General features: G+C 68.2%; 4 protein-coding genes. 3 read left to right on the top strand and 1 reads right to left on the bottom strand.

Annotated features, from left to right (window positions below):
* Positions 1-12 precede the first annotated feature (12 nt).
* The 3 genes from B4U45_RS27530 to B4U45_RS27540 all read left to right on the top strand — a co-directional run bounded on the left by B4U45_RS27530 (position 13) and on the right by B4U45_RS27540 (position 10,603).
* A complete protein-coding gene (locus B4U45_RS27530) occupies positions 13-6,339 on the top strand; it encodes a type I polyketide synthase (protein WP_219859563.1) in 6,327 nt (2,108 codons plus the stop codon).
* Positions 6,336-9,380: a type I polyketide synthase gene (locus B4U45_RS27535; protein WP_219859564.1), complete on the top strand. Its 3,045-nt coding sequence runs from the start codon at positions 6,336-6,338 to the stop codon at positions 9,378-9,380. The genes B4U45_RS27530 and B4U45_RS27535 overlap by 4 nt, the downstream gene beginning before the upstream one ends.
* A 161-nt stretch (positions 9,381-9,541) precedes the next feature.
* Positions 9,542-10,603 (top strand): type III polyketide synthase, encoded by a 1,062-nt coding sequence (locus B4U45_RS27540; protein ID WP_075547267.1) that lies wholly within the window; start codon positions 9,542-9,544, stop codon positions 10,601-10,603.
* Here the strand turns inward: B4U45_RS27540 and B4U45_RS27545 are convergent.
* Positions 10,586-11,848 (bottom strand): cytochrome P450, encoded by a 1,263-nt coding sequence (locus tag B4U45_RS27545; protein WP_089025116.1) that lies wholly within the window; start codon positions 11,846-11,848, stop codon positions 10,586-10,588. The genes B4U45_RS27540 and B4U45_RS27545 overlap by 18 nt on opposite strands.
* Between the last annotated feature and the right edge of the window lie 12 nt (positions 11,849-11,860).

Genomic DNA, 11,860 nt, shown 5'->3' on the forward strand with positions numbered 1-11,860 from the left:
CAAGGAGCGACTTTGACGGGCACTGCAAAGCATGTTGATTACCTCAAACGGTTGACCGCAGATCTGCGGCGCGCCCGGCGCCGGCTTGCCGAATTGGAGGACCGGCTGTCGGAGCCGGTGGCGATCGTGGGGATGGGCTGCCGCTATCCGGGTGGCGCCGACTCGCCGGAGTCGTTGTGGCAGATGCTGATCGACGGACGCGACGTCATCTCGGAATTCCCTTCCGATCGCGGCTGGGACATCGAGGGGATGTTCGATCCGGATCCGGATGCGCCCGGGAAGACCTACACGCGGCGGGGTGGATTCCTCGCCGACGCGGGCGACTTCGACGCCGGGTTCTTCGGTATCGGGCCGAACGAGGCGTTGGCGATGGATCCGCAGCAGCGGTTGATGCTGGAGGTGTCGTGGGAAGCATTGGAACGCACCGGGATTGACCCGACCACGCTGCGCGGCTCGGCGACCGGCGTGTTCGTCGGCGTCATTCATGCCGGTTACGGCGGCGAGGTCAAGGGTGAGCTGGAGGGGTACGGCCTGACGGGTTCGACGTTGAGTGTGGCGTCGGGTCGGGTGGCGTATGTGCTGGGGTTGGAGGGCCCGGCGGTGTCGGTGGATACGGCGTGTTCGTCGTCGTTGGTGGCGTTGCATCTGGCGGTGCAGTCGTTGCGCTCGCGCGAGTGTGATCTGGCGTTGGTGGGTGGGGTGACGGTGATGGCCACCCCGGCGGCGTTCGTGGAGTTCAGTCGGCAACGGGCGCTGGCGCCCGACGGTCGGTGCAAGGCGTATGCGGGGGCCGCGGACGGCACCGCATGGTCGGAGGGTGCCGGGGTGTTGGTGGTGGAGCGGCTCGCCGATGCGCGGCGGTGGGGGCATCCGGTGTTGGCGTTGGTGCGGGGTTCGGCGGTCAATCAGGATGGCGCCTCCAACGGGCTGGCGACACCGAATGGGCCGGCGCAGCAGCGGGTGATTCGGGCGGCGTTGGCCAGCGCGCGTCTTGGGGTGGCCGAGGTGGATGTGGTGGAGGGGCATGGGACCGGGACCATGCTGGGGGATCCGATTGAGGCGCAGGCGATTGTGGCCACTTACGGGCAGGGGCGCAGCGAGCCGCTGTGGTTGGGGTCGATCAAATCCAACATGGGCCACACGTCGGCGGCGGCGGGGGTGGCCGGGGTGATGAAGATGGTGTTGGCGATGCAGCATGGGGTGTTGCCCAAGACGTTGCATGTGGATGTGCCGACGCCGCATGTGGATTGGTCGGCGGGGGCGGTGTCGTTGTTGACCGAGTCGCGGCCCTGGCCGGCTGAGCCGGCTGAGCCGGCGGCGGGTCGGGGGCAGGGCCGGCCGCGTCGGGCCGCGGTGTCGTCGTTTGGGATCAGTGGCACTAATGCGCATGTGATTCTCGAGCAGGCGCCCTCGTTGGATGGTGCCGCGGCCAGTGAGCTGGCCGAGCCGGTTGCCGGGGTGGTGCCGTGGGTGGTGTCGGCGCGTTCGGGGCCGGCGTTGGCCAATCAGGCGCGGCGGTTGTTGGCGTGGGTGGAGCAGCGTCGGGATTTGGCACCGGCGGATGTGGGGTGGTCGTTGGTGTCCACCCGGTCGGTGTTCGAGCATCGGGCGGTGGTGGTGGGCGCCGAGCGGGCGCAGTTGCTGTCGGGTTTGGCCGGTCTGGCCGCCGGTGAGCCCGGTGCTGCGGTGGTGGCCGGCCGCGCCCGGCCGACCGGCCAAACCGTGTTCGTCTTCCCCGGGCAAGGGGCGCAATACCTGGGCATGGGCCGAGGACTGTATGAGCGGTTCCCGTTATACGCCACAGCATTTGACGCCGTCGCCGACGAGCTCGATCGGCACCTGAGATTGCCGTTGCGGCAGGTGCTGTGGGGCACCGATGCGGCGCTGCTGGAAAGCACCGAATTCGCCCAGCCGGCGTTGTTCGCCGTGGAGGTGGCATTGGCGGCGCTGTTAGCGGACATGGGCGTGGTGCCGGACGTGGTGCTGGGTCATTCGGTGGGCGAGATCACGGCGGCCCATCTGGCCGGGGTGTTGTCGCTGACCGATGCCGTGCGCGTGGTGGTAGCGCGCGGTCGGTTGATGGCCGGGTTGCCGGCCGGTGGGGCGATGGTGGCGGTGGCGGCTTCCGAAGACGAGGTGGCACCGCTGCTGGCACCCGGCGTCGAGATCGCGGCGGTCAATGCGGCTGATTCGGTGGTGGTTTCGGGTCCCGCGGCCGCCGTGGACGTCGTCGTCGATCGGTTGGTGCCGCTGGGGCGCCGAGTGCACCGGTTGGCGGTATCGCACGCGTTTCATTCGGTATTGATGGAGCCGATGCTGCCGGACTTCGGCACGGTCCTGGCCGATCTGACAGCGGATCCGCCGCAGATCGGGTTGATGTCCAACGTCACCGGGCAATTGGCCGGCTCGGGGTACGGCTCGGCGTCGTATTGGGTAGAGCATGTGCGCAAGCCGGTGCGGTTCGCCGACAGTGTGGCCGTGATCGAGTCCTTGGGCGCGGTGACATTCGTGGAGGTGGGCCCGCGGGCCGGGCTGACGGCGTCGCCGCCGCTGTTGGTCAAGGACCGGCCCGAGGCCCGATCCCTGCTCACCGGGCTTGGCGAATTGTTCGCCCAGGGCATGTCCATGGACTGGCGCACGGTATTCACCGGCCTGGGCGCCCAGCGAGTCGAGTTGCCCACCTATGCCTTCATGCGGCGCGGGTATTGGTTGAAGGACCTGGGAGTCGACCAGACCACACTGAGCGGTGTCGGCTTGCGGGGACTCGGCCATCCGTTGCTGGGGGCGGTGGTGGAACGCCCCGACGCCGGTGGCGTGGTGTTGACCGGAGTGCTGTCGCCCGAACTGCAGGGATGGTTGGGCGATCACGTCGTGGGCGGCGTAACCCTGTTCCCGGGAGCCGGATTCGTGGAGTTGGCGCTGCGCGCCGGTGACGAGGTCGGCTGTCCGGTGGTGCAGGAGCTGACCTTACTGTCACCGCTGGCATTGCCGGTGGGCGAAGCGACGCGGATACAGGTCGTGGTCGGTGACGCCGACGGGGCGGGGAGCCGGACGCTCTCGGTGTATTCGACACGGGCAGGCGGCGATTCGTGGGTGCTACATGCCGACGGGGTACTACGGGCCGGCGGTCCCGGTCACGGAGTGGACTTGTCGGTGTGGCCGCCGGTGGGTGCGTCCGTCGTGGATATGACCGGTGTCTACGAGCGGTTGGCGCAACGTGGCTACGGTTACGGGCCGGCATTTCGCGGCTTGCGGGCAGTGTGGCGGCGCGGGCGCGAAATCTATGCGGAGGTGGCGGCTTCCGAGGACGTCAAGGTGGCGGGGTTTGGCATCCACCCGGCGGTGCTGGATGCCGCGCTGCATGCGTGGGGATTCGCCGCGGCTGCCGACCAGTTGACGCTGCCGTTCTCCTGGCAGGGGGTGTCGTTGCAGGCAGCCGGTGCGTCCCGGGTCCGGGTGCGGATCACACCGGCAGACGCCGGTTCGGTGTCGGTGGCGCTGGCCGATTCGGCGGGCCTGCCGGTGTTGTCGGTGCGCGAGTTGGCGATTCGTCCGGTATCGGGTGACGCGTTGTCAGCGGCGGCATTGGCTGCCGGTGGGGTGGCCGGTGACCGGTTGCTCGAACTGGCATGGTCGCCGATGACGTTGGCGCCCGGCGGCGCCGACTCCGGGGTGGTCGTGTGGGCGTCCGACGCGAGTGCCGGTGGTGTCGCCGAACGCGTGATTGCGGCGCTGCAGACGCTGCAGCGCTGGTTGGCCGATGATCGTCGCGAAGTCCTGGTGGTGTTGACCTGCGGCGCGGTGGGGTTGGGCGGTGAAGGCGTCCGCGACCTGGCGGGTGCGGCGGTGTGGGGGCTGGTGCGGTCTGCCCAGGCGGAGTACCCGGGCCGGGTGGTCCTGCTGGATTCGGACGGATCCGTGGCCGCCGACGCGGTCGTCGGTGCCGGTGAGCCGCAGTTGGTGGTGCGCTCCGGCGTGGTGTACGGCGCCCGGCTGGCGGTGGTGAATTCGGGCTTGACGTTGCCGGATCGGTTGTGGCGGTTGGGTGTTGGCGGCGGCGGAACATTCGAGGAGGTGGCGGCGCGGCCGTGTCCGCGGGTAGACCTGGCGGCCCGCCAGGTGCGGGTTGCCGTGGGCGCGGTCGGGGTGAACTTCCGGGATGTGTTGGTGGCCTTGGGGATGTACCCGGGCGGTGGCGAGCTGGGCGCCGAGGGCGCCGGGGTGGTGGTCGAGGTCGGCCCGGGGGTCACGGGGCTGTCCGTCGGTGACCCGGTGATGGGCTTGCTGGGGGTGGTGAGCCCCGAAGCGGTGGTGGACGAGCGGTTGGTCACGGCGGTTCCGGCGGGTTGGTCGCTGGTTGCGGCCGCGGGCATGCCGGTGGCGTTCCTGACCGCGTGGTACGGGTTGTCGGTGTTGGGTGGTGTGCGAGCCGGCCAGAAGGTCCTGGTGCATGCCGCCACTGGCGGCGTCGGCATGGCGGCGGTGGCATTGGCGCGGTATTGGGGTGCGGAAGTCTTCGCCACCGCAAGTGTCGGCAAATGGGATACCTTGCGGGCCATGGGCTTTGACGACGAGCATATCGCCGATTCGCGGACGCTCGACTTCGAGGAGAAGTTCCGCAAGGCCACCGGCGGCGGCGGGGTCGACGTGGTGCTCAACTCGCTGGCGGGGGAGTTCGTCGACGCGTCGTTACGGCTGTTGGTGCCGGGTGGGTGTTTCATCGAGATGGGCAAGACCGACCTGCGTGACCCGCGGGCCGTGACCGAACAGCATCGAGGAGTGGGCTATCGGGCATTCGACTTGATGGAGGCCGGCCCTGATCTCATTGCGCAGATGCTTTCCGAGGTCCTCGAGTTACTGTCCACCCGAACCTTGGAACCGTTGCCGGTCAGGGCTTTTGACGTGCGCTGCGCTCGGCAGGCGTACCGGTATGTCAGCCAGGCCCGCCACGTCGGCAAGGTGGTGCTGACCATCCCCCAAGGGCGGGCGGCGCGGTCGGTTCTCCATGGGGGCAGCGTGGTGATCACCGGCGGCACCGGAATGGCCGGGGCGGCGGTGGCGCGGCATCTGGTGGACCGTTACGGGGTCGGGTATGTGGTGTTGGTCAGCCGCACCGGTGAGCACGCCCCGGGCGTTGCGGAGTTGGTGGCCCAATTGCGGCAGGGTGGAGCTCAGGTTTCGGTGGCCGCCTGCGATGTCGCCGATCGAGATGCGCTCGAAGCAGTGCTGACCGGGTTACCGGACACGTTTCCGCTCAAGGGAGTGTTCCATGCCGCCGGGGTGCTCGACGACGCGGTGATCGCGTCGCTGACGCCGAGCCGGGTCGAGGCGGTGCTGAAGGCCAAGGTTGACGGGGCCTGGAACCTGCACCAGCTGACTCAGGATGTGGATCTGGCGGCGTTCGTGATGTTTTCGTCGATGGCCGGGATCGCGGGAGCCCCGGGGCAGGGCAGCTACGCGGCAGCCAACGCGTTCCTGGACGGGTTGGCCGCCCATCGGCGCGAGCACGGGTTGGCCGGGCTGTCGGTTGCCTGGGGATTGTGGGAACAGCCCAGCACCATGACACGGCACTTGGGGGAACGAGATTTCGCCCGGATGAGGCAGGCCGGACTGGATCGGCTGACCACCGAGCACGCGCTGCAACTGCTGGACACCGCGCTGCTCAGCGACCGGCCGGTCGTCGTCGCCGCCCAGCTCAACACCGCGGTGATGACCGCCAATGCCGAGGTGCTGCCGCTCTGGCGGGAATTGGTCAGCCGCCCGTCGCGGCGCGTCATCGACAGCACCGGCACCGCCGCGTCGATGCCAGACCTGATTTCGCGTCTGCAATCGCTGAGCCCCGAGCAACGCCACCGCGAACTCGTCGACGTGATCATCACCAACGCCGCGACCGTTCTCGGACATTCCAGCGCCGTCGACATCGATGCCCATAAGCCCTTCCAGGATCTCGGGTTCGACTCGCTGACCGCCGTGGAACTGCGCAACCGCATCAAGGCCGCAACCGGGATGACCCTGTCGCCCACGCTGATCTTCGATTACCCGACCCCGGCCGCGCTGGCCGAACACCTTGCCCAGCAACTCGATTCCACCGTCCCCGTGTTCGCCGACGAGCAACCTGACCGGTTGGCGCGCTTCGACGCCGTTGCGCGCGAACTCGATTCCCTGGTCAACCGGCCCGACTGGACCTCAGAAGAGCGGGACCAGGTGTCCGACCGGCTGCGCGCCATGCTGGCCGGCCTCGCCACGCCCAGCGCCGCGATCGTCAGCCACGACGCCGACATCAGCACCGCCAGCGAAAGCGAACTGTTCGCCATTCTCGACGAGGAACTGGGCCCGTGAACCCGGGCGACATCGCAATTATCGGACTGGCCTGCCGGTTTCCCGCTGCTGCCGGCCCCGGCGAATTCTGGCGAGTGCTCTCCGAAGGCCGCGAAGCCGCCGGACCCATGGTCGGTAGCGCCGATTTCGACGCGGAGTTCTTCGATATCTCGCCCCGCGAGGCCGCCGCGATGGACCCGCGGCAACGACTGGCGCTGGAATTGACCTGGGAGCTTTTCGAAGACGCCTTCATCGTTCCCGAAACGGTTCGGGCACGGCAGGTCTCGGTGTACCTCGGAGCAATGAACGACGACTATTCGTTCTTGACGCTGCGCGACGGCTCCGAAAACGTCGATCACTACTCCTTTGCCGGCGTGAGTAGGGCGATGATCGCCAACCGGATCTCATATGCCTTGGCCCTGCACGGTCCGAGCATTACTGTCGATTCCGGTCAATCGTCGTCGCTGGTGGCGGTTCAGCTCGCCTGTGAGAGCCTGCGTGCCGGGACCTCCGAGCAGGCGATCGCCGGCGGCGTACATCTCAACGTGGCAAGCGAAACCGCCCTGCTGGAGCACGAGTTTGGTGCCGTGTCGACCTCCGGACACACCTACGCGTTCGACGCCCGCGCCGACGGCTACGTTCGCGGGGAGGGCGGTGGCCTGGTTCTGCTGAAGCCGCTGCGCGCGGCCCTGGCTGACGGAAACCGAATTCGAGCAGTCATTGTGGGTAGCGCCGTGGGCAACGCCGGGCACAGCTCCGCCGGCCTGACCGCGCCCTCGACGTCGGCGCAAGCCGACGTGATCCGGTGCGCGCTGGCCCAGGCCGGCGTGGACTGCACCGGGGTGGACTACGTCGAGGCGCACGGTACCGGCACCAGAATCGGTGACCCGGCCGAGGCCGCGGCGCTGGGTCAGATATTCGCGCAGCGCCGGCATGATCCGGTCAGGGTTGGCTCGGTGAAGACGAACATCGGCCACGCCGGCGCCGCCGCGGGAATCGCCGGCCTGATCAAGACGGTGTTGGCCATCGAAAACGCGTCGATTCCGCCGAGCCTCAACTATGTCAGCGCCAGCTCCGCTATCGATGTGGAAAGCCTTGGGCTGCAAGTCAACATCACGCCGACGGGGTGGCCGGACCGGGGGCGGCCACGGCGGGCCGGGGGGTCGTCGTTCGGAATGGGCGGCACCAACGCTCACCTGTTGCTCCAGCAGGCCCCGGCCGCCGACAGCGCGGCAATGCCACGTGTCAACCAGACCGCCGGCATACCGTGGGTGCTGTCGGCCCGGACGGCGCCGGCGCTCGCCAACCAGGTGCAGCGACTGCTGGCCCGGATGGACGAGCGCCCCGATCTGGGCGCGGCGGATGTGGGCTGGTCGCTGGTGTCCACCCGGTCGGTGTTCGAGCACCGGGCCGTAATGGTGGGCACCGGTCGGGCGCAGCTGCTGAGCGGGCTTGCCGGACTTGCCGCCGGCGAGCCGGGCACCGGCGTCGCGGTCGGCCGGGCCCAGCCGGTCGGCAAGACCGCATTCGTGTTCCCCGGCCAAGGGGTGCAATACCTGGGCATGGGCCGCGGACTGTGCGAGCGGTTCCCGGTTTTCCGCAAGGCTTTCGATGCGGCCGCCGAGGCGTTGGATGAATACCTGAGGCTGCCGCTGCGACGGGTGCTGTGGGGTACGGATGCGGCGGCGTTGCAAAATACCGAGTTTGCCCAACCGGCGTTGTTCGCCGTGGAGGTGGCGTTGACGGCGCTGCTGGCTGAGATGGGTGCGGTACCCGACATCGTGCTGGGTCACTCGGTGGGCGAGATCGCGGCTGCGCAGGTGGCCGGGGTGTTGTCGCTATCCGACGCCGCGCGGGTGGTTGCGGTCCGCGCCGGGCTGATGGCGGGATTGCCGGCGGGCGGCGCGATGGTGGCGGTGGCTGCTTGCGAAGACGAGGTGGCGCCGCTGCTGGCGTCCGGAGTTGAGATCGCGGCGGTCAATGCGCCTGATTCGGTGGTGATTTCCGGCCCCGAGCCTGCGGTGAACGCGGTCGCGGACCGGCTGGCGGGTACGGGACGGCGGATGCACCGGTTGCCGGTGTCGCACGCGTTTCATTCGGCATTGATGGAGCCGATGCTTGCGGAGTTCGCCGCGGCCTTGGCGGGGCTACCGGTGAGTCGGCCGCGGATCGCGTTGGTGTCCAATGTCACCGGCCAATTGGCTGGTGCCGACTATGGCTCGGCGGCGTATTGGGTTGAGCATGTGCGTAAACCGGTGCGGTTGGCCGAAGGTATCTCGTTGGCCGAGTCATCAGGCGCCACAACGTTTCTCGAGATCGGCCCCAGCGCCGGCTTGACAACCTCGCCGGCGTTGTTGGCCAAGGACCATCCTGAAGCCGAATCCCTGCTCACCGCAATGGGTCAGCTGTTCACCGAAGGCGTGAGCATAGACTGGCCCAAGGCATTTGCCGGCCTGGGTGCCCAGCCGGTCGAGCTTCCCACCTACGGCTTTGCGCGGCAGCGTTTTTGGCTTGGCGAGGGCGCCCGTCACGGCATCGAACACGCCGACGGGTCCATGCTCTGGCACCGCTGGAACGAGCTCGATCCGGCGGAACAGCACCGTCAGCTAGTCGATTTGGTGTGCCGAAACGCGGCCGCGGTGTTGGGTGACTCGAGCAGCCGCGACATCGACGCGGGCCGTCCTTTTGAAGATCTCGGGTTCGAGTCGGTGACGGGGATCGAGCTGCGTAACCGCCTGGCCGCAGCCACCGATTTGACGTTGTCGCGCACGCTGATATTCGACTATCCCACTCCCACAGCGGTCGCCCGTCACCTGGGTCAACGACTGTCGTCGAGCGATCTGGACGAATCCGGCGATGAGCAGGTTTGGCCGCTGTTGAGAAGCATTCCAGTGCGCGAGCTTCGGCGAACCGGATTACTGGGCAAACTCCTGGTGTTGGCCGGCCGGGCCGAAGACGCGGCGCCTGAATCGACCGTCACCGAGGACGTCATCGACTCGCTGAGCCCCGATGCCCTGGTCGCGATGGCGCTCGAGCCGTCCGACGACAACAGCCTGCAATGACGAAATCCTGCCGGGCACGCCGAATTACCGCAACACCGACCATGTCCACATACGACATGTGTTGAATACGCAGGACTTTGCGAGACCGCGCCAAGCCGCCTAAAATTTGAGTTCCCTTCGGGTGGGCTGGCCGGCAGGTGAGCAAGCAAGGGCAGGGGGCCATGAGCGTTGTTGCTGGCGTGTGCGGTGCATTGCCGCCGCATCGCTATAGCCAGAGTCAGATCACCGACTCGTTCGTCGAATTTCCCGGTCTGAAGGAACACGAAGATGTCGTCCGGCGCTTGCACGCCGCCGCCCGCGTCGACAGTCGCCAATTCGTCCTTCCGCTGGACCAATATCCGGGGCTGACCGACTTCGGCGAGGCGAACGAGATCTTTATCGACAAGGCCGTCGATCTGGCCGTCGAAGCGCTCATGGGTGCGCTCCACGAGGCGGGGCTGGAACCGCAGGACATCGACATGATCCTCACCACGACGGTGACCGGTATCTCGGTGCCGGCACTGGATGCCCGGGTCGCCGGCCGCCTGGGCCTGCGCCCCGACGTGCGCAGGGTGCCGCTGTTCGGTCTGGGGTGTGTGGCCGGCGCGGCTGGAGTGGCCCGGCTACACGACTACCTGCGCGGTGCACCCGACGACGTCGCCGTGCTGATCGCGGTCGAGCTCTGTTCGCTCACCTACCCCGCGGTCAAGCCGACGGTGTCCGGACTTATCGGGACCGCGCTGTTCGGCGACGGCGCCGCCGCTGTGGTCGCCGTCGGCGACCGCCGCGCCGAGCAGCTGCGCACCAGCGGGCCCACCATCGTCGACTCCCGCAGCCGGCTGTACCCCGAATCGCTGCACATCATGGGCTGGGACGTCGGTTCTGACGGCCTGCAGCTGCGGCTTTCTCCCGACCTCCCCAACCTGATCGAGCACTACCTGCCCGGCGACGTGACTGGATTCCTCGCCACGCATGGACTGGCCAAGGATGACGTCGGCGCATGGGTGAGCCATCCGGGCGGTCCTAAGGTGATCGACGCCATCACCAACAGCCTCGAACTGGCCTCCGACGCGCTCGAGCTGACCTGGCGTTCGCTCGGCGAAATCGGCAACCTCTCATCGGCGTCGGTGCTGCACATCCTGCGCGACACCATCGCCAAACGGCCGCCGAGCGGAAGTCCCGGACTGATGCTGGCCATGGGGCCGGGGTTCTGTGCCGAGCTGGTATTACTGCGCTGGCACTGAGCCGGCGACCTCGACGGTCAGTCCGGGTTTTGGGGACAGCGCGGCGAAGTTGGCCGCGCGGATCCGCTGGGCAGGTAGGCGCAGCGTCGTTCGGGCGACCAGTCGAGCCAGCATCACCGTCATCTCGGTGGTAGCCATGACCGCCCCGATGCATCGGTGCAGCCCGCCGCTGAACGGGATGAACTCGTGTGGCGCGGGCTTGCGGTAGTCCGGTGAGTCGGGGTCCCACCGCTGTGGACGGAATTCCCTTGGCGCCGGCCATATTTCGGGCAACCGATGGGTGACGTACGCACTGAAGATCAGCAGCCGTCCGGACCTGATCCGGTGGCCGTCGAACACCAGGTCGCGCATCACCCTGCGAGCCGAGATCACACCGGGGGAGTACAGCCGAAGTGTTTCCTGCACAAGGCCGTTGAGGTAGGTCAGTGAGCCGATGTCGTCGGCGGCGGGCGGGTTGCCGCCGAGCTCGCGATCAACCTCTCGGGCGACGGTCTCCCAGGCGCCCGGCAACGTGAGCAACGCATGGGCCGCCCAGGCCAGCGCCCCGCTGGTGGTTTCGTAGCCGGCGGTGATGAGCGAGACGATCGCATCGCGAATCTCGTTGTCGCTCAACGTGTCGATCAGCGTGGTCAACATATGGTCGTCGGGCCCGGGCCGGGCGCGCGCGTCGGCGATCACCGCGTCGACCAGGTCGTCGATACGGCGGCGGGCCGCCATCGCGCGTCGCCAGGCCGCGGAGTTCAACCGTCGCTGCAGCCGCATCAGCTGCGGCGGCCGGTGGGTCAGGTCCAGCAGCGGCTGCAATTGCGCACCGAGGAAGTCCGAATGGGCGGCCAGCCGCGGGCCGAAGAGACTCTCGGCGGTGCTGCGCCGTACTGCCGAACGGAACTCCTGGTAGAGGTCGAGCCGCTGTCCCGGACGCCAGGTGTCGATGACGGCGTCGATGGTGCACACCATGGTCTGCACGTAGTCCTGAACCTGCCGGTGGCGCAGCCCCGGCGCCACCACGCTGCGGCGGCGCCGGTGGTCTTCGCCGTCGCTGACGATCAGCGCGGTCGGCCCGTCGACGGGAACCAGGCTCTCGAACGTCTCACGCCAGCTAAACGCGTCGGCGTTGGCGAACACGAACTTGTTGGCCTCGGCGCCCAACAGATACACGAAGCCATGCCGCCCGACGCCGGCGTCGACCACCGCACCGCGGTGCCGATAGAGCGCCAGCAGCGCTTCCCCGGGCAGGTACGGCACCGTCCGGTAGGC

Source organism: Mycobacterium persicum (assembly GCF_002086915.1).
Classification (GTDB): domain Bacteria; phylum Actinomycetota; class Actinomycetes; order Mycobacteriales; family Mycobacteriaceae; genus Mycobacterium; species Mycobacterium persicum.